The sequence below is a fragment of the Thauera humireducens genome (genome assembly GCF_001051995.2).
In the GTDB taxonomy this organism is placed as follows: Bacteria; Pseudomonadota; Gammaproteobacteria; order Burkholderiales; family Rhodocyclaceae; genus Thauera; species Thauera humireducens.
In genome coordinates, this window is sequence record NZ_CP014646.1 from 1849556 (window position 1) to 1874353 (window position 24798).

Sequence of the window (24798 nt, forward strand, 5' to 3'; positions counted from 1 at the left end):
GCAGGACCGACCACGGCACTTCGTCTGAACGGACGATGGACAAGGCGGCCGAACCTCGACATTCGGCGCGGTTTTACGAGCCCGATTTAGTCCCATCGGACGATGTGCCCCCACCCCTCGGGCATGAACATCCGCCGACACAAAAAGGCGGCGCGCGCCCGCATGCGCTGCATCCGGAGACAGCCAATGGATTCACGCACCGACACGCGCACGGCCTGGGCCGTGTATGCCGCCCTGTTGTTCGGCACCTTCATCACCATCGAGGCCGCCGCCTTCCAGGCACCCGCGCTACCGAGCGTGACCCGGCATTTCGGCATTCCGGTGAACATGTCGGCGCTGATCCTGATCCTGTATTCGCTGGCGCTGACCGTGTTCGCCCCGATCATGGGCCGCCTGGGCGACCAGCACGGGCGCAAACGGGTCATCACGATCGGCATGCTGGTGTTCGCTGCGTCGGAGTTCGCCGCCGCCTGGGCGCCCAACTTCTGGTTCTTCCTCGGCGCCCGCTTCGTCCAGGGCCTGGGCGCGGCATGCATCCTGCCGGGCGTGTTCGCCTACGCCACCCACCTCTTTCCCGACAACAAGCGCGGCCTGGCGCTGGGCATCCTCGCCTTCACGATGACCTTCGGCGCCGCCTCGGGCGGCCTGCTCGGCGGCCTGCTGATCGATCGCCTGGGCTGGCCCAGCGTGTACTGGATCAGCGGCGCGCTCACGCTGATCGGCCTCGTGCCGGTGCGCATGCTGGTGCCCGAGATCGCCCCGGCCAAAAACCAAGCCGCCTTCGACTACACCGGCGCGATGCTGCTGTTCGCCGTCATCGCCTCGCTGCTGTCGCTGCCCACCTGGGCGACCAACTTCGGCAAGGAATCGCCCATCACCTGGGCCATCGTGGTCGTCGGCATCAGCGCGCTGATCGTGCTGTGGCGGCACAGCAAGCGTATGGCCAACCCGGTGATCGACCTCGGCATCCTGGCGCGCGGCACCTTCGCCACGCCCTCGGCGATCTACTGGCTGCACATGATCTTCTCCAGCGGCGTTGTCTATTCGCTGGCCTTCTTCATCAACAGCCGCCCGGGAGGCACGGCAGCGCAGTTCGGCTTCGTCACCCTCTTCCTCTACGGCAGCGGGCTCATCAGCTCGCCGATCGCGGGCAAGCTGGTCGACCGCATCGAACCGCGCGTGCTGGTCATCATCGCCATGCTCGCCAGCCTGGGCGGCACCCTGCTCTTCCTCAACATCGACGTCACCACGCCGCTGTGGATGGTGATCGCCGTGGCCTGCATCATGGGCCTGTCGATCGGCTGCAACACCCCGGCGATCATGAAGCTGGCGCTGGGCGCGGTGCCCGCCAAGGACATGGGCGCGGGCAGCGGCCTCTTCAGCATGTTCCGCGACCTCGGCAGCCCCACCGGCTCGTCGCTGTCGCTCGCGGTGTTCGGCGCCAGCCTGGCCTACGCCACGCAGGACGCGATCCTGCGCCAGATCGCAGCGCTCGATCTCCCGTCGACCTCGGTGGAGGCCCTCGCCCGCGCCGCCAGCAGCCGCGCACGCGAACTGCCCGCCGAAGTCGCCACCCGCCTGGGCGAGGCTGGGCTGTCGGCCGACGCCGTGCTCGCCGAAGCCAACATCGCCGGCCTGAACACCGCCCTCACCAACGTGGGCTACATGCTGCTCGGCCTCATCGGGCTGGCGCTGGTCCTGAGCCTGCGTCTGGCGCGCACGCGCGCGGCGGCGGTAACGGGGGAAGCGCAGGCACGGGTGGGTTGAGGGGGGGTGCTTGGGAAATGCCCGGTCAAGCGACGTCGCGGCGCGCGCCGCCGGACCAGAGACTCAGGCGCCGGAAAGCGGCTTTCCGTCGTGGGTGATACTCAGGATACCGTCGGTCGTGAAGTTGAGCGCGATGCTGTCGTAGTGACGATTTGCGGAGAATAGGTAGTGGTACTTCGCGACAACAGCGTCGATCTGGGTCTGCGATGTGGCCGCCGCGTATTCGCGTTGGAAGGGAATGGACTTGTTCATCTCAACTACATGCGACGTCAGCGCTGAAGTCGTGCGTAAGGCCCGTTCCATCGCCGGATTGTCTTTCAGCGCCTGTTTGAACTCCGCCGCATAGGGGTAATCAGCCGGCAGTTCGATCTGCCCCATGCTGTCGTATGTCATGCTCGCTGGTGGCGTCGGGATGCCCTTGTCGGCCAGGAAACCCGGCATCTGCGCCGAAAGGTAGTTCGACAGGGCTTCGATGTTCTTCTGGCTCGGAAGCAGTAGCGGCACGGCATCCAGATCCACGCCATCACTGCCCTGTGGCGCGAAGTAGGACTCGATGTCGAGATCCATCCTGCCTTTCGTGGTGTCGAATGCGGTCTTGACGTTGTTGACCGCGGAAACTGCAGGCTTGGCCTGGTTCTCGACACTCGCATAGAGATCGCGTGCAGCCTGAGAGATGCTGACCGTGTCGGCAGTATTTGCCGGCGACGCGTCACACCGATTCGCATCGCCGTGCTCTCTGATCTTCACCTCGACGGGGTGGGCTACCGAGAGCGTGCCGTTATCGAACAATTGCGTGTGGTCCGCCCAGACATCCTCATCTTGGCCGGTGATGTGGTCGATGAGCCTGGCGATCTGCCAGTCCTACGCGCACTCCTGTCGCAAGTCGACGTGCCGCACGCTGTCGCGGTACTGGGAAACTGGGAGTACTGGGGCGATGTCCCGCTTGAGCAATTGCACAAGCTCTATCGTGACCACAACGTCACGTTGCTGGTGAATGCAGGGGTGCAATTTCCGGTTGAAGGCCGCCAAGTTCGACTGTTCGGCCTTGATGACGCAACGGCGGGGACGCCGCGCCTCGATCTCGCCATTCGGGGCCCGGAGGAAGATGCTGCGGGACTAACGATCCTGGTCCAGCATTCCCCCGGTTTCTTTGCGGCGAAATCGGCCGGTGTAGGGCTGCCCAACAGAGCCTTCGACTTGTGTTTGTCAGGCCACACCCACGGCGGTCAAATCACGCTGTTTGGCTGGGCGTTTGGCCCGTTGCCGCCTGGCAGTGTGCCGTTCGTGGCAGGGCGATACGAGACGGCGGTGTGTCCGCTGTATGTGTCGCGGGGGCTTGGCACATCAGTTCTGCCGCTGCGGTTTTTTGCACGGCCCGAGATTGCGGTTTTTGATCTTCAATGAAGCTATCAGGCATTCGGATATTACGCAGCAGAACTGAAACCACAAAAAGCTAGAGCGCAACACCAATGAAATACTTGACGCTTTTCAGAATGCCAACCCCTATAAAGATTACGGGGCGCTCTTCCAGCATCACGAACGCTTTCATTAATTCAATAATTCCGGTTGTGCCTCCCGGCGAGGAAGAGATAAAACGCGCCTTGGAAATACTTGGAATGACTCCGGAAACATTTCAGTGCGCATACTGTGGCGGCGTTGCTTCGGAATGGGATCACCTTCGCCCACTCGTGAAAGACAAGAAGCCAACCGGGTACATCTCTGAAATCCACAATCTCGTTCCATCTTGTGGAAAGTGCAATCAATCAAAGGGCAACAAGGAATGGAAAACTTGGATGCTCAGCACCGCAAAACTGTCTCCAACAGCGCGTGGCATCAAGGACATCCAAGAACGAGTCAAACGACTTGAGGCTTACGAGGAATCAAAGGCTCCCACAAAAATAGACTTTGCAGCCATCGTTGGGCAGGATGTTTGGGCGCAGCACCAAGAAAATCTTGAGCGTGTGCAGTCCCTCATGCGCGAAGCGCAGGAGCTTGCTGCAAAGATAAATGCCGAGGTCGCAAGTGCATACAAAGCCCTCTAACCTGGTGGTCGACCTCGCTCCCTTCGGTCGCTGGCCACCTCTACGTTGGATGACAAGTTTTTTGCAAGCTCAACGGCGGCAACGGGTCGGCTCAAGACGGTCGCAGGTGGCCAACTGTTCATAATCCCCCCAAACGGGCTCTCTACATATTCGCCTGGCGAATCACTGTGACTGCTGACTCGTAGTGAAATCGGCCACCGTGACACAGCGTGAGAGCCTACAGGTGGAAATGGCCTGCGGCCTCTGGCTGATAAAGCACTTTCCTAATCTGAATATGGCGGGTCCGGTTCGTCATGCGCAAGTCGAAGGCATCGCCCACCTTGTAGCCCAGGATCGCGGTACCAATGTCGGAGCAAACCGACAATTTCCCGGCGCTGTCATCCGCGTCCTCCGGGTAGACCAGCGCCACTTCCATTTCCTCGTCGTCCAGCTGCAGCAAAGTCCTTGAGTTCATCGTGACGACATTCTGCGGCACTTGACGCGGCTCGACGACGATGGCCCGCTCGATCTCGTGCTCGAGTTCGAAAACTGCCGAGGGATGCTCGAATACGAGCAGACTCGTGAGCCGTTCCTTGTCGAATTCGGTGATGTGGATGTCAGCGGCGTGATTAGAGGCGCCTTCTCGCAGGAGCCGGAGATAACGCTCGGCGCTCATGGCGAACGACTTCAGGGTAGGCGTCTGGCTTTCCAGCACGAAGCCACAGTGTTCGAAAGCCTTCAGCGACCGTGTGTTTTCCATGTGGATCTTGGCGATGAGCTTGTCGGCCCGCATTTCGAAGAACGCGAGTTTCATCCCTTCGCGGATGGCACTGGCGCCAAGCTTGCGCCCCCAGTTGTCGCGGTTGCCGATGACCAGGACCATTTCACAGTCCCGCCCGGTTTTGACGAGACGTACAAAACCCACAGGCACATCATGCCGATCGTAGGCCATGAAGAACCGGCCGCCTTGATTGAACAGATGGGTCAGGACAGGCAGCTGAACACGTCCGATGACGTCTTCGATAAAGCGGGAAACATGGCGGGAATCGCTCAGGTAGCGGGTGACGCATTCGTCCTCCAGCCAGTCCATGAGAGTGAGCGCGTCGGCCCGAGTGATCTCGGGACACAGAGAAATGAAAGGCTTGGTCATCTTCACCACTTTGGCAGCGAGAATGAAAGCCTTTCATGGACACGGCCATGACGGTTCTTTCGGGAGAGCCGCCATTTTAGGGTTCTGCGAGGGCGAAGTCGAGGCGACCCGCGTATGCCGCTTGAAGTAACCCCGTGACCGAGGACCTTGGTCTCTGCTGACCCTACCCTTGTTCAGTCATCACTCACCCATCCCCCCGCTCCCCCGCAAACTCCCCCGGCGTCGCCCCGAAATGCTCCCTGAAGCTCGCGATAAACGCCGACACCGAGTCGTACCCGCAGGCAATAGCGACGTCGGTGACGCGCTCGCCGGCTTCGAGCAGGGGCAAGGCGCTGATCAGGCGCAGGCGCTGGCGCCAGAGGCGGAAGTTCAAGCCGGTGTGCTGGCGGAAGAGCCGTGCCAGCGTGCGTTCCGTGCATCCCAGGCGTGCGCTCCAGGCAACCAGGCCTTCGCGTGAATCCGGTTCGGCCTCGAGCGCTTCGCAGATCCGTCGTAGGCGGGGCTCCTGCGGCAGCGGCAGCATCAGGCCCAGCGTGGGCGCTGCGGCCACCTGATCGAGCAGGACGGCGGCGAGCCGGCCGCCTGGCCCGTGCTCGTCGTACTCGGCCGGCAGGGCGCCGAAGGCGCGGATCAGCTCGCGCAGCAGCGGGCTCACGGCAAGTACGCGGCAACCGCCCTGCGCGGCGGGCAAGGCGGCGGGCTCGATGTAGAGGCTGCGGATCTCGGTGTCGGCCGAGCAGCGGACCTGATGCGCCACGCCCGCGGGAATCCACACCGCGCGCTGCGGGGGCGCGATGAATCGCCCCGCATCGGTGCGCACGTCGAGCACGCCGGCCACCGCATACGCAAACTGGACCCAGGGATGGGCGTGGCGATAGCCGAGCGCGCGATTGGCCACCGACTCGGCGTGGCCGAATATCGATCGCGGCAGGGCGGCGAGCCCGGCGAGTTCTTCGGAAGGCGTCGGTAGCATGTCTTGTCAGCGATATCGAAGTGCCGGTTGGCGTTAGCTGGAAGTATCGCCCTTCGTTAGGCTTCGTCTCAAGCGCGCTACCGTCGCGGCCAGCGCGCCTTTCCGGGGCCTGTTTCCAGCCCGGTTCCACCTCACCCTCTCCCCTTTCTCCGCACATGCCCGGACCGCCATGAACCTTCTGCTTCTGCTTTTCGACCGCTTCACGCTCCTGCTCACCGCCGTCGTGGTGCTGGCCACCTTTCTGCCCGCGCAGGGCGCGTTCGCCGTGTTCTTCGACTGGCTGACCCATGCGGGGATCGCGCTGCTGTTCTTCCTGCATGGCGCGCGGCTTTCGCGCCGGGCCATCATCGACGGAGCGATGCACTGGCGCCTGCACCTGCTGGTGTTCGTGTGCACCTTCGCGATGTTTCCCCTGCTCGGCCTTGCGCTCGGGCCGGTGCTGCGTCCGCTGCTGGGCGACGGGCTCTGGCTCGGCATGCTCTACCTGTGCCTGCTGCCGGGCACGGTGCAATCGGCCATCGCCTTCACCTCGATCGCGCGCGGCAACATTCCGGCGGCCGTCTGCGCGGCGTCGGCATCGAGTCTGGTCGGCATCGTGCTGACGCCGCTGCTGGCGGGCCTGGTGCTGGGCAGCACCGGGGCGGGCGTGCCGCTCGGGGAAGCCGTGCTGAAGATCGGCGTGCAGTTGCTGCTGCCCTTCGCGGCCGGCCATGCCCTGCGCCCGTGGATCGCCGACTGGGTGATGCAGCAGCAGCGCTGGCTGCGCCTGGTGGACCAGGGGTCGATCCTGCTGGTGGTGTATACGGCCTTCGGCGCGGCGGTGCTCGACGGGATCTGGCGCGTGGTGCCGGCCTCGGCGCTGGCGCAGTTGGTGGTGTGCTGCGTGGTGCTGCTCGCGCTGGTGCTGGTCGCCACCACCTGGCTCGCGCGCACGTTCGGCTTCAATGTCGAGGACGAGATCACGATCGTGTTCTGCGGCTCGAAGAAGAGCATGGCGACCGGCGTGCCGATGGCGCAGATCATCTTCAGCGGCGGGGCGGCGGGCCTCGCCATCCTGCCGCTGATGGTGTTCCACCAGATCCAGTTGATGGTGTGCGCCGTGATGGCGCGGCGATACGCCGAGCGCGACCAGCCGGCGGCCGTGGAGCAGCGCGCCCCGCACTGAGGGCCGAGGCGGGGCCGCGCTTCTGACTCGGGCGCGGCCTCGTCAGTGCTGATCGCCGGTATTGGCCGCGGCGAGGAAGGCCGGCCGCTCGCCGCCGCCATGCAGCAGCAGGTTGGTGCCGGCGAAGTAGGCGGCCATCGGCGAGCCGGCGTACAGACAGGCGTTGGCGATGTCGTCCGGCGTCGCCATGCGGCCGGCGGGGATGGTGGCACCCACCGCGGCGATGCCGGCCTCGTCGCCATAGTGCAGGTGCGCCTGCTCGGTCTGCACCAGCCCCGGGCTGATGGTCAACACACGTACCTTGGGCGCCCACTCCACCGCCAGCGAGGACGCAAGCGACAGCACACCGGCCTTGGCCGCACCATAGGCGGCGGTGCCCGGCGAGGGACGCGACGCGGCAACGCTGCCGATGAAGATGATGACGCCGCCGCCGTCCTGTTCCTGCATCAGCGCATTGGCTTGCTGGGCGACGTTGAGCGGAGCGATGAGGTTGAGGCGGATGATGCCTTCGTGAAAGCGCGGCGAGGCCTTGTCGGCAAGCGCGAAGGGCGCCCCGCCGGCGTTGTTGACCAGCACGTCGAGGCGGCCGAAGCGCTCGCGGATGGCGGCAAACAGGGCCTGCGGCGATTCGATGTCGCGCACGTCGGCAGGGATGAAGTCAGCCGCCTTGCCGCCGGCCTCGGGCAGTACCTCCGGCGCATTGCGGCCGCAGACGACCACCGTCGCCCCCGCGGCGAGGAAGCCCCGCGCGATGCCGGCGCCGATGCCCTTGGTGCCGCCGGTCACGAGCACGACCTTGCCGCGGTAATCCAGCGCCGCCGATGGGGAAGCCTGAGTATTCATGCACCTGTCTCCACGAGGGTTCGTTCGATGCCTGCGAGTCTAGGGGCGCGCTTCGCCCCGATCGTCGTCTGAACGGACGATGAGCGGCTTGCGTCGAGGGCGGAACATTCGTCCCATCCCCTTCCCCGGCCGTCGCGCGCGGGGCGCTCCTGGAGACGCCATGACCACAGACCTGACACCGCCGTCCGATCCGGCCTCGCCCCTGCTGCTCGAACGCCTCGACGGCGGCGTCGCCCTGCTGCGCCTGAACCGGCCGCAGGCCACCAACGCGCTGTCGCTCGAACTGCAGGCCCTGCTGTCGCAGCGCTTCACCGAGCTGGCGGCGGACGACACGGTGCGCTGCATCGTGCTGACCGGTGGCGACAAGGTGTTCGCGGCGGGCGGCGACATCACCAGCATGGCCGGCGTCGGCCCGATCGAGATCACCCAGCGCCACACCGAGCGCGTGTGGGGCCCGATCCAGCATTGCCCCAAGCCGGTGATCGCCGCGGTGTGCGGCTACGCCTACGGCGGCGGCTGCGAACTGGCGATGCTGGCCGACATCATCGTCGCCGGCGAGGGCGCCCGCTTCTGCCAGCCCGAGATCCGCATCGGCATCATGCCGGGCATCGGCGGCACGCAGCGCCTGGTGCGCGCAGTCGGCAAGGCGAAGGCGATGCGCATGGCGCTGACCGGCAAGCCGATCACCGCGCACGAGGCGTGGACCGCCGGCCTGATCAGCGACCTGGTGCCCGACGACCAGGTGATTCCGACCGCGATCGAGCTGGCGCGCACCATCGCGGCGATGCCCCCACTGGCCGCCGAACAGATCAAGGAATGCATCCTGCTGGGCATGGATGCCCCGCTCGAAACCGCGCTGGCGATGGAGCGCCGCGCCAACGCGCTGCTGTTCGCCTCGCGCGACCAGAAGGAAGGCATGCAGGCCTTCATCGACAAGCGGCCGCCGAAGTTCGAAGGTCGCTGACCCCTCCAATCCACATCGACCCATCAACAGGAATCGAAATGTCCGACTCGCTCTTCAGACTGGATGGCTGCGTGGCCATCGTGACCGGCGCCGGCCGCGGCATGGGCCGCGGCGTGGCCGAGACCCTGGCCCGCCAGGGTGCAACCGTCGCAGTCAACGACTTCTTCCCCGAGCGCGCCGAAGCCGCCGCTGCCGAACTGCGCGCCGCCGGGCTGAAGGCCCTGGCCGCGCCCGCCGACGTCACCGACTACGATGCGGTGCAGAAGATGGTGGCCGCGGTGCGCGAGCAGGCCGGCATCGTGGACATCTATGTGTCCAACGCCGGCGTGCCGACCACCGGCATGGGCTACGGCAAGTTCCTCGAGTCCCGGCCCGAGGACTGGGAGCGCTTCGTCAAGCTCAACATGTACGGTCTGATGAACGGCTGCCACGCGGTGCTGCCGGGCATGATCGAGAAGAAATGGGGCCGCATCGTGGCCATCACCTCCGAGTCCTGGCGCGCGGCCGTGCCGATGGGCATCGCTGCCTATGCGGCCTCGAAGGCCGGCGTGGTCGGCTTCGTGCGTCAGCTCGCGGCCGAGGTCGGGCGCAAGGGCGTGAATGTGAACGCGCTGTCGCTGGGCACGATGAACAACTGGGAAGGCTCGGAGGAGCTCGCGCGCAAGAACTGCATCATCCCGCGCGCAGGTTCGCCCGCCGATGTCGGCGCCGGCGTCGCCTACCTCGCCTCGCGCGAGGCGGAATGGGTCACCGGCCAGATCGTGCCGCTGAACGGCGGCGGCATCACCGCCTGAGTCGCTACCTCCTCAATCGCCCCTTCTCTGGCCGGGCCCCGCCCGGTCATGCAAAACGCCCCATCGGTCCCGGACGGAACCGATGGGGCGTTGTCTTGTGGGCACGCCGACCGGCGCGCACCGAACCGCCTCAGGCCAGGCGGAAGCGTCCCGACAGATCGTCCAGCGTGCGCGCCAGCGCATCGAGCCCGGCGGCCGACTCGGCGCTGCGGGTGGCGCTTGCCGAGAGGTCGCCCGTGCCGCTGGAAACACTCTCGATGCGGCGCACGATCTCGCGCGTGGACTCGGCCTGCGCCTTGATCAGCTCGCCGATGCTGCCCACGGCCTCGAACACCGCATGAGTGCCTTCGCGGATGCTCTCGACCGACACCTCGGCGTCGCGCGACAAGCCCTGCCCCGCAGCCACCCGCTCGACGACCTGCTTCATGCCGGCGGAAACGCCGCGGGTGCGATCCTGGATATCGCTGATGGTGACGATGATCTCCTGCGTCGACGCCGCCGTGCGTTCGGCCAGTTTGCGCACCTCGTCGGCGACGACGGCGAAACCGCGCCCCTGTTCGCCCGCACGCGCGGCCTCGATGGCGGCGTTGAGCGCCAGCAGGTTGGTCTGCTCCGCCACCTCACGGATGACATTGACCACGCCGCTGATGCGTTGCGACAGCTGCTCGAGTTCCTGGACCTGGACGGCGGTGGTGTCAACCACCTCGGCCACGCGATGCATCTCCCGGGCCATGCTGCGGATGAACTGCCGGCTGTCCTCGGCGCGGGCCGAGGAGCGCTCGGTGGTCTGCAGCGACAGGCTGGCATGCGTTTCCACCTGGTCGATCGAATGGACCAGGGCATTGGCCGCCTCGGACATGCGGTTGAGCGCCTCTTCCTGCGACAGCGCGTGCTGCGAGGCCGTCCCGGCGATGCCCGACATCTGGCGCGCCTCCACGCCCAGTTGCTTCACCTCGCGGCGCAGGTCGTCGACCAGGCCGTGGAGCCGGTCGCGCATGTGCCCGATCTCGCCGAGCAGCACGCCGAACTCGTCCGAACCCAGCGCGGGCACGCTCACCGAGAGGTCGCCATCCGCGATCGAGCGGGCGACACGCGACGCCACGCCGAAGGCGGTGCGCAGGCGCCGGAGCGTACTCACCGCGATGAAGACCCCGCACAGCGTGCCGATGACCGAGAGCGCCAGATAGGCGCTTATGGTGGCGTGGTAGCGCTCCTGCGCGGCCTCGTACATGCGGGCGGTGACGTCGGTCTGGTGGGCATGGAGCGCGGCCAGGGCCTCGCCCGTGGCATCGCCCGCCGGTTCGCCGCCCTGGACGAAGGCGCTCATGTAGGTCAGGCGGAAGTGGCCGGTGCGCAGCGACGCCAGCACCTCGTCGACCTGCGCCAGCCACTCCCGGTAGTGCCCCTCGAAGGCGGTGAACAAGGCCTCTTCCTCGGGGTCGCGCAGCCGCTCGCGCTGCGCCTGCAGCAAGGTCTCGATCTCGCGCGTGTTGCGGTCGATCTGCTCGAGGTAATAGGGCAGCGGGCGCTCGTGCGCCGAGGCCAGACCGCCCTCGGGGTCGAGCTGGAAGGCGAGCGGGATCAGCCGGCGGTTCGACAGCAGCCGCAACTGGATCGCCTCCAGCCGCCCCAGGGTGGCGATGTTGATCTCGTGAACCTCGCGCAGGGACTCCTTGGCCTGGTGAAGTCCGTACCAGCCGAAGGCCACTGCCGCGAAGAACAGGAAGCCCGCGACCGCGGCCCAGATCCACAGGCGCTGTGCAATGCTGAGTTTCGTCACGTTGTCGTGCCCTCGTCAGCCCGCCGCACGCACCCGGTTCAGCGCCGGATCGTTCGGTGCGTTCAGCACGCACATGGTCCCGGCCGGGTGATAGATGTAGGGCACGCAGCGGTTGCAGTTGATGCAACCCGATGCGCGGGCCTCGCCACGCTGGAATTTGTTGACCAGCTGCGGGTCGTGGATCAGCGGCCGTGCCATCACGACCGCGTCGAAACCCTCGGCCATGGCCTGGTTGGCGTTGTCCAGCGAACGCGCGCCGCCCAGGTAGCCCAGCGGCACATCGACCGCGGCCCGGATCCTGCGCGAGTACTCGAGGAAGTACATCTCGCGGAAGCTCACCTTCGGCGTGCCGAACTGCGACAGCTTCATCATCAGCCCGGTCATCCAGCTGCCCTTGAGCACCTTCTTCATCTCGTCCATGTTGAAGTTGCTGCCGAACATGAACCAGCCCGATTCGATGTTGCGCCCGCCGGACAGCACCAGCAGATCGGCGCCGGCCTGCTGCAGCAGGCGCGCGGTGACGATGGCATCCTCGACCGTCGCCCCGCCCGGCACGCCGTCGGCGACGTTGATCTTGGCCAGCACCGCCATCTGTTGGCCGACCTTTTCCTTCACCCGGCGCAGCACCTCGACCGGGAAGCGTGCGCGATTCTCGGCGCTGCCACCGTACGCGTCCTTGCGCTTGTTCGAGAGCGGCGAGATGAACTGGTTGAGCAGGTAGCCGTGCCCCATGTGGATCTCGACCGCGTCGAAGCCGGCCTGGCGGCACAGCTCGGCCGCGTCGACGAACTGCTGGACGACGAGATCCATGTCGGCGCGGGTCATCTCGCGCTGGAAAAGGTTGCCGCGCATCAGTCCGGCCTTGTTGAGGCCGCCCGAGGCGCTCATCGTCGGCCCGTCGACCTTGATCGAGGTGACGAAGGAGCCGCCGTGGGTGAGCTGGTAGGAGATCGCCCCGCCTTCCGCATGGACCGCGTCGGCCAGTGCCCGGAGATCAGGCAGGATCTCGGGGCGCATCCACACCTGGTTGGGCAGGGTACGGCCGACCTTGGCGACCGCGCCGTAGGCGACGGTGGTGAGGCCGACGCCGCCGGCGGCCATGTCGCGGTGATGCTTGACCAGGGCCTTGGTCGGCGCCCCCTGCCACACCATGCCCTCGTTGGCGCCGGCACGGATGAAGCGGTTGCGCAGGGTGACGGGCCCCAGCTTGAAGGGGGCGAACAGCTTGCTTGTCTCGTTCATGGATGCCTCGCTGGATTGGGCGGCATGGGCCGGTGACGGCGCACGCTCACGCAGGAACACGCACCTTGGTCCGCAGTTCGTTCTTGGCGACCTTGTTCGACGCATTGACCGGCAGCGCGTCGAAGAAGCGCACGAAGCGCGGCACCTTGTAGTTGGCCATGCGCTCGCGCGACCAGGCGATGAGCCCGGCCTCGTCCAGCGTCTCGCCGGGCCGCAGCACCACGCAGGCGCAGCCGACCTCGCCCATGCGCTCGTCGGGCACACCGATGACCGCCACCTGTGCGATCGCCGGATGGGTGGTGAGCGCGGCTTCGATCTCGGCCGGGTAGCAGTTGAAGCCGCCGACGATGAACATGTCCTTGAGGCGGTCGGTGATGCGCAGGTAGCCGCGCTCATCCAGCGTGCCGACGTCGCCGGTGTGCAGCCAGCCTTCGGCGTCGATGGTCTCGGCTGTGGCCTTGGCGTCCTCGAAGTAACCCTGCATGACGTGGAAGCCGCGCAGGCAGATCTCTCCGGCCTCGCCCGCGGACAAGGGACGATTGTCGGCATCGACGATGCGCACTTCGGTGCCCGGGATGGCGTGGCCGCTGGTCAGCGCCACGGTTTCGGCGTCGTCGTCGGCCGCGCAGATGGTGGCGAGCCCGCCGCATTCGGTGAGGCCGTAGGCCGTCAGCACGACCTCAAAGCCGAGTTCGCGGCGCATGCGCTCGATCAGCACCGGCGGAATGGTGGAGGCGCCGGTCACGGCGACGCGCAGGCTGGACAGGTCGGTCTGCGCCAGCTTCGGATGCGCGAGCATCGACAGGTAGAGCGTGGGCGGTCCGGGCAGCACGCTGATGCGGTCGGCCTCGATGCGGCGGAACACCGCTTCGGCATCGAACACGGGGTGCGGCAGCACGGTGGCGCCGGCGATCAGGCAAGTGACCCAGCCGGCCTTGTAGCCGAAGGTGTGGAAGAAGGGATTGACGATCAGGTAGCGGTCACCGGCGCGGATGCCGGCGATCTGCACGTATTCGCTGAAGGCCTGGATGATCTGGCGGTGGGCGCTGACGACCCCCTTGGGGCGACCGGTGGTGCCGGAGGTGAACATCAGGTCCGACATGTCGTCGGGCTGCACCGCCTGCGCGCGCACGCGCGCCTGCGCCTCGCTCACGCCCGCCCCGCCGGCGAGGAAGCCTGCCCAGTCGGTGTCGGCATGGGCGCCGGCCTGGCCGATCGCCACCACCCGCTCCAGCGTCTCGGGGCGACAGTCGGAAAGCATCGCCGGGTAGTCGATGTCGAGGAAGCGGTCGATCACGAAGAGGATGCGGGCGCGGCTGCGCCCGATGATGTCCGCGGCCTCGGCGCCCTTCATGCGGGTGTTGATCGGCACCATCGCCGCACCCGCGCAGTGGATGCCGAGTGCGGCGATGATCCATTCGGCGCCGTTGGGCGCCCAGATCGCGACCCGGTCGCCCGGTGCGATGCCGTGGGCGATCAGCGCGCGGCTGACGGCGAACACGCGCGCGGGCAGGCTGGCGTAGTCGATGCGGGTGTCGCCGTCCTCGATGAAGGTGCGCTCGCCATGGCGTTGCGCGGCTTCGAGGACGAGTGCCGGCAGCGTGCGCGCAAACGGCGGTACGAAATGTGCGGTCATGATGTTTCCGGTGATAATGCGGCCGCTCAGATGCTCATGACAAACTGGCCGCTGTCGACGCGCAGCTCGATGCCGTTGACCGCGCGCGAGGCGTCGTCGGCCAGGAACAGGATCGCGGCGGCCACGTCCTCGGGCAGACAGGCGCGGTTCATCGGGTCGGCGTCGATGGTGAAGCGCGTCGGGTCGATGCCCTTGGGGTACGAGCCCGCGGTCATCGGCGTCATGATGCCGTCGGGGTGGATGGAGTTGCAGCGGATGCGGTACTTGGCCTTGCGGCAGTGTGCGGCGACTGCGCGCGTGAGCCCGGCGATGGCGGCCTTGGAGGCGCCGTAGGCGGCGTAGTCTTCCTTGGCGGCGATGCCGGCGATCGAGGACATGTTGATGATCGAGCCGCCACCGCCCTCCTTCATCAGCGCCACGCCGGCCTTGCAGCCGAGGAAGACGCTGTCGGCGTTGATCCGCATGAGGCGCTGCCAGTCGTCCAGCGTGGCGTCCTCGATCGAGCCCTTGACCAGGATGCCGGCGTTGTTCACCAGGATGTCGAGGCGGCCAAAGCGCTCGCGCACCGTCGCCATCACTGCGTCCCAGTCGGCGGCCGAGGCGGCGTCCTGGCGGATGAAGACGGCCTTGCCGTCAAGACCGGCGGCCAGCGATTCGCCCGCATCGACGTTGAGGTCGGTGAACACGACCTGTGCGCCCTCGCGGACGAAGCATTCCACCGTCGCGCGCCCGACGCCGCTCGCACCCCCGGTGACGAGCGCCACCTTGCCTTCGATTCGTCCTGCCATGTGCAATGTCTCCTGAATTACGGTCAAGCGTTGGCTGCGATGTGGTGTGCCGCGATGTAGCCGAAGGTCATCGCCGGCCCGATGGTGGCGCCGGCGCCGGGATAGGCGGTGCCCATCACCGAGGCCGAGGTGTTGCCGATGGCGTAGAGCCCCTCGATCGGCGTGCCGTCGGCGCGCACCACGCGGGCCTGCGCATCGGTGAGCAGACCGCCCTTGGTGCCGATGTCGCCCGCATCCATGCGCATCGCGTAGAACGGCCCTTTCTGGACCGGCGCGAGGCAGGGGTTGGGCTTGACGTTGACGTCGCCGTAGTAGCGGTCGAACACGCTGTCGCCGCGGCCGAAATCGGCGTCCTTGCCGCTACTGGCATAGGCGTTCATCTTCGCCACGGTCTCGCGCAGTCCGGCCGGGTCGACGTCGATCTGGCGTGCCAGCTCATCGAGCGTGTCGGCCTTCCAGTACACGCTGCCGAGCCACTCCTTGCGCAGGCGGCTGTCGGGCATGATCTGCGCCGGCATCAGCGGGCCCATCGCATAGTTGAAGCGGAAGTGGGCATCGAAGATGCACCACGCCGGCACGTTCTTGCCGCCGGTGGCGTCGCGGTCCTTGTACATCGCGTCGCCGAACTCGAGATAGCCCTGAGCTTCGTTGCAGAAGCGCTTACCCAGGCTGTTGACCACGATCGCGCCGGGGAAGGCCCGCTCGGCAAACACGCCGCGCGGCTTGTCCTCGCCGACCACGGCAATGGTCGGCGCCCACCATGCCCATTCGAGCAGGTCGGTGGCGGCGCCGGCAGCCATGCCCGCCTCCAGCGCGGCGCCGGTGTTGTTGCCCGGCGGCGTGGCGCTCCAGGCGGTCTTCGTCGGCTGCGGCAGGTACTTCTCGCGCAGCGCCTGGTTCTGCTCGAAGCCGCCGGCGCCGAGGATCACGCCACGGCGCGCCGTCAGCGTCAGCGCGCGACCTTCGCGCACCACACGGACACCGATGACCCGGTCGCCATCGAGCACCAGCTCGCGGAAATCCGTCTTCAGCCACAACGGCACCTTGCGGTCCAGCAGCGAGGCGCGCAGCGCGCACACCAGCGAGCTGCCGAGGCCGGCGCGGCGGTCGAACTTGCTCTTCTTGCGCCACTTGAAGTCGAACTTGTAGCGCAGCATCAGGCCGAGCACCTTCAGCCGCCAGCCGCGCTCGCGTGCCATGGCGACGTGGGCGTCGCGCGCGGTCCACGCGATGCGCCCCATCAGCAGCGTCGAGGGCGAAGGCCGGCGCAGGTTCTCCAGCTCGTCGCCGAGCGTGCTGGTGTCGAACAGCTCGGGGTCGAGCGAGCGCCCGCCGGGCAGCGCGCCCGGCAGGTGCTGGTAGTAATCGGGGTACTTCTCGGCCACCGCGTAGCGCACCCGGGATTTTTCCTCCAGGTACTTGATCATCTCGGGCGCATGGTCGAGATAGGCGCGCACCTTGGTCTCGTCGGCCTTGCCGCCGCCGGCGGCGAGGATGTACTGCAGCGCCTTGTCGTAGCTGTCCTTGCCGCCCTTGGCCGCAAAGTAGTGGTTGTTGGGGATCCAGATGCCGCCCCCGGAGATCGCCGAGGTACCGCCGAACTTTTCGCTCTTCTCGACGACGAGGACCGAAAGGCCCTGATCGGCAGCGACCACGGCCGAGGTCATCGCACCTGCTCCCGAGCCGACGACGATGACGTCCCACTCCGTCCGAGACTGATCTTGCACGCTCACGCTCCACCCCTGATCTTGTTGGAATGTGAGCGATGGTGGCGGCATGGCGGGCGGGGATCATCGTCAATGCGGACTAGACGACGAACGTCAGCCGCCCGCAGGAAAGAATCGTTCAATCGGAGGATGCACCGCCGCAGCCTTGCCGGGATCATCGTGCACGCAGACACACACGACAAGGAAGCCCACATGAGCATGAACACAGCCCCCTCCTCCCACGCCACCCCCACCTACAGCCCCGGACACCCCTGCCCCGTCGAGGACGTGCCGCAGTGGGACATCGAGACCGACGTGGCAGTGATCGGCTTCGGCGCCGCCGGTAGCTGTGCCGCCATCGAAGCGCGCGCGGCCGGCGCCGACGTGCATGTGTTCGAGGTCGCGGCCGCGCCCGGCGGCAGCGCCTCGTGGTCGGGCGGCGAGGTCTATGTCGGCGGCAGCGGCGGCACCCGGGTGCAGAAGGCCCACGGTTTCGAGGACAGCACCGAGGATCTCTACACCTACCTGATGATGGCCGGCGGCCCCGGCGCCGACGCCGAGCGCGTACGCGTCTATGCCGAGGGCGCCGCGGCCCACTTCGACTGGCTCGAGGCGCAGGGCGTGCCGTTCAAGGGCACCTACCTGCCGGGCAAGTGGATCGAACCGACCACCGACGACACCCTGCTGTGGTCGGGCAGCGAGGCCGCCTGGCCGTTCAGCGCGAAGGCGAAGCCGGCACCACGGGGCCATACCGCGCAGTTCAAGGGCTGGGGCGGCGGCAAGATCCTGATGGAAAAGCTGTGCGCGCGGGCCGAGGCCCTGGGCGCAGTGGTCCACTGCAGCAGTCGCGCCCTGTGCCTGATCGTAGACCGCGCGCGCGCGGTGGTCGGCGTGGTGGTGCGCATCGAAGGCGAGACACGGTACGTGCGAACGCGCAAGGGCGTGATCCTGTGCGCGGGCGGTTTCATCGTTAACCGCGAGATGGTCGAGCGCTTCGCGCCGGCCGCGCTCGCCTGCAGCGAGGTGGTGTCCGGCGGCAACGATGACGGCTCGGGCATCCGCATGGGCATGAGCGTGGGCGGCGCCACCATCCACATGGACCAGTTCTTCGCCACCATCCCCTTCTTCCCGCCCGAATCGCTGGTCAAGGGCATTTTCGTCAACAAGCGCGGCGAACGCTTCATCAACGAGGACGCCTACCACGGCCGGGTCGGCCATTACGTGCTGCGCCAGCCGGAGGGCAAGGCCTGGCTGCTGGTGGACAACGAGATCTTCGGTCGCCCGGTGATCCAGCCCGACATCGAAGTCGCCGCGGTCGGCGAGACCTGGGAGGAAGTGGAACGCGAGCTGGACCTGCCCGCCGGCAGCCTGGTGCGCACCGTGACCGAGTTCAACCGCCATGCCGCCGAAGGCCAGGACCCGCTGTTCCACAAGGCATCGAACTGGCTGCGCCCGCTCACCACGGCCCCTTTCGCGGCACTCAGCTACTGCGTCGGCGACCTGAAGGCCCACGCCTTCACCATGGGCGGCCTGCACACCCGGCCGAGCGGCGAAGTGCTCGACGCCGACGGCCAGCCGATCGCCGGGCTCTTCGCGGCCGGCCGCAGCGCCTGCGGCCTGCCACGCTGGGGCGAAGGCTACAGTTCGGGCATGTCGCTGGGCGATTCGACCTTCTTCGGCCGCCAGGCCGGACTGGCCGTCGCCACCCGCCAGGACACCTGAGGGATCCGGGCCGCTCGCCGATGCACCCGCGCATTACCCGAGCGCTCTACCCTACTCCCAGGCCGGGAACCAGGGAACCGTGCCCCTTGATGCCCTGAGAGGCCGCCAGAGCAAGCAACAGCGTCGATCGCCCGCTGGTGGCCTCGACCGGTCACTTGCTCTGGCGACGGGCGAAGAACAAGGCTGCTCCGAACGCCCGGGCTAATCCGCGCGCCTCAGCCAAAGCGCAGGCCAATGCGTCGCCCAACAGCAGCGATGATCGAACCCCGGCACCACATCCACACGAGGTCGCACGGCGGCGGGGAATCGATCGGCAAAGGCGTTAACCAGCGCTGGGGTAATGTTGCGGTCGTCCTCGCCGACCAGGTGGAGTTGGGGTACGTCGACCAGTCGGCCCACTCCATCGGCAGGATTGAGCGAGGCCGCCAGCGGCTCCAACCGATGCAGCATCGCCCACGCCGCGTGGTCGAGATTCCCAGCCACTGTTACCAGTTCATTGACATCATCGCGTCGTGCCGCCACCAGCGCCGCCAGCCCGCCGCCGCCGGAATAGCCGACCAGGACCAGCCGCCTCGCGCGGAAGCGTGTTTTCAGCGCATCAATCGCGGCACTGGTCGCCGCAACCACTTCAGGCGCGAAACGGGCTTCGGCCCAGTAGCGACTGGCGCAGCCCCTTATTGCAGGAGCGCCGTACTGGCAGGGGCGCGCAAGATAGGCCGCCGCGCCATCCGGCTGGGACAGCGCCAGCCGCAAGGCAAGGGGATCGCGCGGGCTCGGATCGTCGGAAAGCTGCGAGCTTGAGATCCAGGCCAGACCGTCGCCTTCTAGGTAGACCGTCAACTCATCGGCGGCAACGGGTAGTGGAGGTAGATAAGCGACCAGATCGAAATCGCCTGCAGGCAACACAGCCGCCACCCAGCCTTTCGCCGCGGCCAGCGCATCTGCATGGTCGCGTCGCGCAGCCGGCGACGGGATCGCTGCGCAGGCGGCAAGCAGCAAGCAACAGATCGACGCGATCAATCTCATTTGCCCCCCTCGTCCCCAGGCCGGAAAAACAGGGAGCCGGGGCAAGCCCCGGCTCCCTGTTGCACGAGCATGAAGGATCAGAACGTCCAGCGTGCCTTCACCGACGCGGTCTGGTTGATGAAGCTCTCGCGGTACTCGGCATCGTAGCGACCTGTGATCTCGACCCCTCCGGTCCTGAACACGGCGCCAAGGCCGCCACGCACGAGCCACGGCTCAAGCTCGAGGCCACGGGTGACGAAGGCCGCTCCCGGCGCACCGACGAACGCGGCGGTGACAGTTGCCCGTTCGTTGATCGTGTCATAGCCGACGCCCAGGTTGGCGAGCAAGGACGCACGCTCGCTGAGGCGATGCTCGAGCTTGCCATCCACGCTGATCACCAGCGCCTCGGTACTACGGCTGTCCACATCGAGGTTCAGCACCCCTGCACCCTTTTCGGTGTAGGCGTCGTCCTTGATCCAGCTGTAATCGACGCGGACCGACGGCGTCAGGCTGGTTTGGGCGCCGAGCGCGTAACGACGTCCGATGCCGAGGCCGAGGTAGGCGGTGTCGCTGGTGAAATCGGCCTCGGCCACACGCGCGGCAAAGGTGATCTTGCGACGCCCCTCGTTGCGGTTGCGGCCAATACCGGCCAAGAAGTCGATCTCCGTGCGCTCGTCGAGGCTGTAGCTGCCGTAACCGGTGAGCTGGAAAACGTCGATCTCGGCACTTTGCGGCGTAGCGCTCGAATTGCCGTCAACGTCGCCCTTGGCGTACGCAAAGGCTGCGCCGACGCGCAGCGCCGACGACAGTTCGCCATCGACCCCCAGCGCCACGCCATAGGTCCGAGCCTCGTAGCCCGTTACCTCGCGGCGGTCCTTCTGGTCTGCCCAGGAGCCGAAGGGCTTGAGCCAGAGGTGCTCGTCGCCGAGAAATTCGTCGCCGGAAGAGAGGCCGCGCCGGCTGTCGATGCGCGACTGCAGCACCCGGCCGATATCCCCCATGACGTTTTGCGCCGCCTTGGTGGTCCCACCACTGAGCAGCGGCAACGTCTGGCTAGCCGCAACCGCAACGTCCTGCTGGGTCGTCAGCGGCACGAACAACAGGGCCAATGGGCCTGTCGGGTTGGTGGCCAGCACGTTGTCAAGCACGTGAGCGGCGCCCAGCGCGGGTGAATTACCGAACGCGTTCACGCTACCGACGATCGTGGCTCCGCCTCCGCCACCGGTATCTCCACCGCCGGTATCTCCACCACCGGTATCTCCGCCGCCACCGACCGTGGTCACGATCAGGCTCACATCGTTGGCGCCATAGCTCACCCCAAAATCGAAGAGCACACTGTTGTCCGACACCGAGCTGAAGCTGCCGCTTACTCCACCGTCGGCGTGTATCACCGAGGAGAGCGTGCCATTGGTGAGACCGACCGCCGACGCTGCATCGACGGTGAGACGACCACCGAGTATGGCTGTGCCTGCAGCGTCTATCTTGCCGTAGCTACTCATGCTGCCCACTGCGACGCTCAGGGTATCGGTGGAGGAAAGGTTACCGCCCACCATCAGCGTCTTGCCGGCCGCAACGGACAAGGTGCCGGCATTGCTGAGATTGCCACCGATAGCGACGGAACCCACGCCGAGGCTGCCCCCCGACAATACTGCAACCGCACCGGCCAGACCGGCACCATCCGCCAGGTTCAAAGCGCCACCATTTACGTTAGTAGCGCCGGTGTAGGTATTGTTTGCCGTCATCATCACCGTCCCACCAGCGACCATCACGCTGCCGCTGCCGCTGATCGCATTGGCAACGGTGATGACATCCGAGCGATTGAAGGTGAGCGTGCCGTTGTTGCTCACCACGCCACCACCCAGTGCACCGCTGGTGCCGCCGTTGCCGACCTGCAGCGCCGCGCCGCTGTCGATGGTGGTACCACCGCCATAGGTGTTGGCACCGGTCAGCGTCACCACGCCGGTTCCAGTGGCGACCACCGCACCGCTGCCGCCAATGGCGTTGGCAACGGTGATGGCGTCCGAACGATTGAAGGCGAGCGTGCCGTTGTTGGTCACCGCACCGCTGCCCAGTGCGCCGCTGGTGCCGCCGTTGCCGATCTGCAGCGTGGTGGCGCTGTCGATGGTGGTGGCACCGCTATGGCTGGTACCGGTGACAACGGTCGTGCCGGCGCCGCTGAACGTCAGATGGCCGCTACCGGTGAAAGCGCCGGAGAAGACGTCGGAGTGCCCCCCGTTGTCGATGGAGCCACCGCTGGCGCCCACCGAGATCGCACGGGAACTGGTGAGGTCCGCGGTCGTCAGCAGCGTGCCCCCGTCCAGGGTGAGCGCGCTCCCGGCCGCACCGAGCGCGCTGTCGGCGGCGATGCTGAGCGTGCCCTGTTTGACGATCCACGGCGTCGCCGCGGTAGTGGTATTGACCAAGGCCCAGGTGCTGGTCCCGGTCTTGGTGAAATTCTGGAAGCCTTTGAACTGTGCGGAATTGCCGATCTTGGAGGCGTCGAAGCTGCCGTTGGTGCCCCCGCCCAGCGTGAGCGTGTCGCCGCCGTTGGTGCTGCCACTGGTGCTGACGACGTTGCCGGTGAAGGTGCCGCCGGACAGGATCACCAGTTCGTTGCCGCCGCCCGAAAGCGACACCGCATTGGCCCGCGTTACGCCATTCCCGTGCAGCCCGCCGCTGATGACGCCGCTGTTGGTAATGGTCGAATTGCCGGTGGAAATGACCCCGGCACCACCCGCCCCCGCCGCACCCGAATAATAGCCCGGCCCCCAGGTACCGATACCGGCGACACCACCGGCGCCGCCATTGCCGCCGGCCAGACTTCCACTATTGATCAAGGTGAAACCCGCCCCGGCCACCGCAGCAGCACCCGCTCCGCCGTCACCACCATATCCGCCGTACTTTGAGCTGGTGGCATTACCGCCTCGACCGCCGTCGCCGCCACGCCCGCCAGTCACGTTCGTGGCGTTGGTCAGGGTGAAGCCGGTGCCTGTAATGCCAGTAACGCCCGCCCCCCCCGCGCCCCCTATTCCACCCGATCCACCGTCTGATCCCGCCGCGCCGGCAGCGCCGTTGCCCAGTGCCCAACTACCGGCGCCCGACAGCGTCAGGTTGCTGCTGCCTGCACTGATCGACTGCCCGGCAACCACGGCCGTGCCAGCGTTGGTGATCGTCGTGGTCCCGGTAAGGGTGGGCAGCGGGCTGGACGGTGTCAGGTCGAGCGAGCCGCTCAATTCGATCGTGCTGCCCGCATCGGCGTTGGCATCGGTGATCGCCTGGCGCAGCGAACCGGCGCCGCTGTCGTTATCGTTCACCACAGTGTAGGTCGCCGCCGTGGCCGCCTGGGCGACCAGCGCCAGCAGGCCCAGCGACAGTGCCCGGCACACCGGCTTCAGCAGCGGACTGGCGGCCGGTCGGGCGATACCGGCGAACACCGGGCGCGATGCGGGCGAGCCGCCGGCGCAGACGTGCGCCGATTCGGGCACGGCCTGAAGGATGCCGGAACGGCGATTGCGGACGAGGCGGTAGGCAAGCTTGTTCAACTTAAACTCCTTTGGTTTTCTTGTTGCGTCGCTGTTGTGTGCTGCCCGGCTTGTAGGCAGGGCTTAATCTGCTTTGGGGAATTCAGGCGTGCGGGCGCTCAGGCATCGTCGAAACGGCGGCGCCACACGCTGCGGCCGTGGGCATCGGTGCCGAGCAGGGCCAGGCCGCTCTGGCGGATCACGCGCAGCCCGGCAGGCGTGTCGAGCTTCGGGTTTTCCATGGTCGCGACCACGCCTTCCGGCGAGCCCGGCTCCCCGCCGTAATCAGCGGCCAGGGTCGCAAAGGTGCAGTCGAACAACTGCAGCGCCAGGCCCACGATGCGGCTGTCGGGCCGCACGAAGGTGCGGTAGAACCAGTAGGGCCGGCCGTCGGCGGGCAGGATGTCCGGGTAGAACGACGACACGCCGGCAATTTCGCCGTGCACGTCGAGCGCCACCGCGCCCACCTCGAAGGTGCGCCGCCAGGCGGCGAACGGGGTTCCGATGGCGCCGTGGTCGGCCCAGAAGCGGGCGAGCGCGGCACGCGTTTCGGCCGTGTTCCCGCCGCCGAACAGCCAGACGATGGAGTAACCGCGAAACGTGCGCAGCCTGCGGGCGGAATCGCTGAAAGGCATGTGGGACGGAGCTCCGGTCATGGGGCAGAAGCGACGGCGGCGAGACCGTCGTCGTTGAGGAAGAGCGCGCACCACACCCGCCACATGCGGATCGCCCGCGCCAGCTCCTGCGGCCGGCGCAGCGAACGGGTCGCGCGCGCCAACACGGTGGCATAGCTCTGGGCGTAGAGCCGGCATGAACGGCAATCGACGTTGGGCGTGCAGCACTTTTCGCTGCTGGCGCTGAAATCGGTGTTGTAGTGGCGTAGCGCGTTGGTCAGCCGCACGGCGCAATCGGCCGCCACGTCGGAACCGGGCAACAGTTCCGGGTACAGGCCGGCCGGGTCGTGGATGAGCGCGTTGTATTCATGGCTGTAGACGACCTTGCAGGTGGCGTCGTCCATCAGCCGCGCGATCGCGTCGTGTGCGCGGGCGAGATGCACCGGCTGCAGCACCAGGTTGTCGGCCGCGGAGCTGATCGCGTGGTAGCGGTCACCCGGGCCTTCGCCCTGTATGAAGCGGCTGTAGCGGGCGGTGGGGCTGTAGTGGTTGAAGGTCAGCGCGAGGTCGTTGTCCGCACACATCGCCGCGACCTCGCCGATCTCGTCGATGTTGCGCGCATTGAGCGTCATCACGAAGACCGCGCGCGGGTCGCCGCGGTAGTTGCGCACCTGCTTCTGCTGGACGTCGGCACCGCGCAGCGCCTTGTCCGTGGCCGCCCCTCCCCACACCGACACATGAATGCGGTACGGCACTTCGGCGGAAATCCGCTGGATCCCGTTGGTGAAGACCACGCCATAGGGCAGATGGCGGGCGGCAATCACCAGCTTGTGCTGCACCAACGACGGTTCGGCCCCGCTGAAATAGCCGTAGCGCACGCCCCGCGCCGCCTCTGCGGCGAAGAAGCGCTCGACCCCGCCCCCCTCGTCGGCATCGACATGGCCGAGGTAATCGTTACCGGAAAAGTAGAGACAGCCTTCGCAGCGCAGATTGCAGCGGGAGGTCAGGTCGTACTGACTTGGCCTCAGCGGCAAGGCGCGTTCGCGCAATGCCCGCCAGAACGCGAGATCGGCGGTAGAGGGCGCCTCCACCAAGGATGATCGCACC

General features: G+C 66.9%; 20 protein-coding genes. 7 read left to right on the forward strand and 13 right to left on the reverse strand.

The genetic code is table 11. The features are described 5' to 3' along the window. Positions 1–186 precede the first annotated feature (186 nt). A complete protein-coding gene (locus AC731_RS08775) occupies positions 187–1767 on the forward strand; it encodes an MFS transporter (RefSeq protein WP_048705279.1) in 1581 nt (526 codons plus the stop codon). Positions 1768–1830: 63 nt separating this feature from the next. On the opposite strand, the gene AC731_RS08780 is transcribed toward AC731_RS08775, so the two are convergent. Further along, positions 1831–2556, reverse strand: coding sequence for a hypothetical protein (locus tag AC731_RS08780; RefSeq protein ID WP_237266631.1), 726 nt, complete (start codon positions 2554–2556; stop codon positions 1831–1833). Between AC731_RS08780 and AC731_RS08785 the strand changes: the two genes are divergently transcribed. Then, entirely contained in the window at positions 2524–3171 is a 648-nt protein-coding gene (locus AC731_RS08785; RefSeq protein ID WP_237266636.1) for a metallophosphoesterase, read from the forward strand. The genes AC731_RS08780 and AC731_RS08785 overlap by 33 nt on opposite strands. A gap of 65 nt (positions 3172–3236) precedes the next feature. Further along, a complete protein-coding gene (locus AC731_RS08790; protein WP_048705285.1) occupies positions 3237–3809 on the forward strand; it encodes an HNH endonuclease in 573 nt (190 codons plus the stop codon). Between the two features lie 217 nt (positions 3810–4026). Here AC731_RS08790 and AC731_RS08795 read toward each other — a convergent pair whose 3' ends face one another. Continuing rightward, positions 4027–4938 carry a bifunctional GNAT family N-acetyltransferase/nucleoside diphosphate kinase regulator gene (locus tag AC731_RS08795; protein ID WP_048705288.1) on the reverse strand — a complete coding sequence of 304 codons (912 nt, stop codon included), beginning with the start codon at positions 4936–4938 and terminating at the stop codon, positions 4027–4029. 184 nt (positions 4939–5122) lie between these two features. Further along, on the reverse strand, positions 5123–5911 hold the full coding sequence (locus AC731_RS08800) for an AraC family transcriptional regulator (RefSeq protein WP_048705291.1): 789 nt from the start codon (positions 5909–5911) through the stop codon (positions 5123–5125). 169 nt (positions 5912–6080) lie between these two features. Between AC731_RS08800 and AC731_RS08805 the strand changes: the two genes are divergently transcribed. Continuing rightward, entirely contained in the window at positions 6081–7076 is a 996-nt protein-coding gene (locus AC731_RS08805; protein WP_048705294.1) for a bile acid:sodium symporter family protein, read from the forward strand. A 42-nt stretch (positions 7077–7118) separates the two neighbouring features. Here AC731_RS08805 and AC731_RS08810 read toward each other — a convergent pair whose 3' ends face one another. Continuing rightward, complete coding sequence (locus AC731_RS08810) at positions 7119–7919, reverse strand: SDR family oxidoreductase (protein WP_048705298.1); 801 nt, start codon at positions 7917–7919, stop codon at positions 7119–7121. A gap of 160 nt (positions 7920–8079) precedes the next feature. Between AC731_RS08810 and AC731_RS08815 the strand changes: the two genes are divergently transcribed. Together AC731_RS08815 and AC731_RS08820 are read left to right on the forward strand one after the other, a co-directional pair. Beyond that, on the forward strand, positions 8080–8883 hold the full coding sequence (locus tag AC731_RS08815) for an enoyl-CoA hydratase (RefSeq protein WP_048705300.1): 804 nt from the start codon (positions 8080–8082) through the stop codon (positions 8881–8883). A 38-nt stretch (positions 8884–8921) separates the two neighbouring features. Next, positions 8922–9677, forward strand: coding sequence for an SDR family NAD(P)-dependent oxidoreductase (locus tag AC731_RS08820; protein WP_048705302.1), 756 nt, complete (start codon positions 8922–8924; stop codon positions 9675–9677). A 130-nt stretch (positions 9678–9807) separates the two neighbouring features. Here the strand turns inward: AC731_RS08820 and AC731_RS08825 are convergent, their stop codons facing one another. Genes AC731_RS08825 through AC731_RS08845 form a run of 5 tightly spaced genes read right to left on the reverse strand, consistent with a single transcriptional unit; the run spans position 9808 to position 16850 of the window. Further along, positions 9808–11457, reverse strand: coding sequence for a HAMP domain-containing methyl-accepting chemotaxis protein (locus AC731_RS08825; RefSeq protein WP_048705305.1), 1650 nt, complete (start codon positions 11455–11457; stop codon positions 9808–9810). Positions 11458–11472: 15 nt separating this feature from the next. Further along, on the reverse strand, positions 11473–12699 hold the full coding sequence (locus tag AC731_RS08830; protein ID WP_048705308.1) for an NADH:flavin oxidoreductase: 1227 nt from the start codon (positions 12697–12699) through the stop codon (positions 11473–11475). A gap of 46 nt (positions 12700–12745) precedes the next feature. Continuing rightward, the gene (locus AC731_RS08835; RefSeq protein ID WP_048705310.1) at positions 12746–14335 is read right to left on the reverse strand and encodes a FadD3 family acyl-CoA ligase; all 1590 of its coding nucleotides are present in this window, start codon (positions 14333–14335) and stop codon (positions 12746–12748) included. A 26-nt stretch (positions 14336–14361) separates the two neighbouring features. Further along, complete coding sequence (locus AC731_RS08840) at positions 14362–15123, reverse strand: SDR family oxidoreductase (protein WP_048705312.1); 762 nt, start codon at positions 15121–15123, stop codon at positions 14362–14364. Positions 15124–15146: 23 nt separating this feature from the next. Further along, complete coding sequence (locus tag AC731_RS08845; RefSeq protein ID WP_237266632.1) at positions 15147–16850, reverse strand: FAD-binding protein; 1704 nt, start codon at positions 16848–16850, stop codon at positions 15147–15149. A gap of 192 nt (positions 16851–17042) precedes the next feature. Between AC731_RS08845 and AC731_RS08850 the strand changes: the two genes are divergently transcribed. After that, the gene (locus AC731_RS08850; RefSeq protein ID WP_048709912.1) at positions 17043–18551 is read left to right on the forward strand and encodes an FAD-dependent oxidoreductase; all 1509 of its coding nucleotides are present in this window, start codon (positions 17043–17045) and stop codon (positions 18549–18551) included. Between the two features lie 201 nt (positions 18552–18752). Here the strand turns inward: AC731_RS08850 and AC731_RS19540 are convergent, their stop codons facing one another. From AC731_RS19540 to AC731_RS08870, 4 genes are all read right to left on the reverse strand, one after another. Continuing rightward, complete coding sequence (locus tag AC731_RS19540; RefSeq protein ID WP_082794282.1) at positions 18753–19577, reverse strand: dienelactone hydrolase family protein; 825 nt, start codon at positions 19575–19577, stop codon at positions 18753–18755. Between the two features lie 77 nt (positions 19578–19654). After that, positions 19655–23098, reverse strand: a complete 3444-nt coding sequence (locus AC731_RS08860; protein WP_048705320.1) for an autotransporter outer membrane beta-barrel domain-containing protein — start codon at positions 23096–23098, stop codon at positions 19655–19657. A 98-nt stretch (positions 23099–23196) separates the two neighbouring features. Further along, positions 23197–23712: a hypothetical protein gene (locus AC731_RS08865; protein WP_048705322.1), complete on the reverse strand. Its 516-nt coding sequence runs from the start codon at positions 23710–23712 to the stop codon at positions 23197–23199. Between the two features lie 17 nt (positions 23713–23729). Beyond that, the gene (locus tag AC731_RS08870; RefSeq protein ID WP_156480674.1) at positions 23730–24797 is read right to left on the reverse strand and encodes a radical SAM protein; all 1068 of its coding nucleotides are present in this window, start codon (positions 24795–24797) and stop codon (positions 23730–23732) included. Position 24798 lies beyond the last annotated feature (1 nt).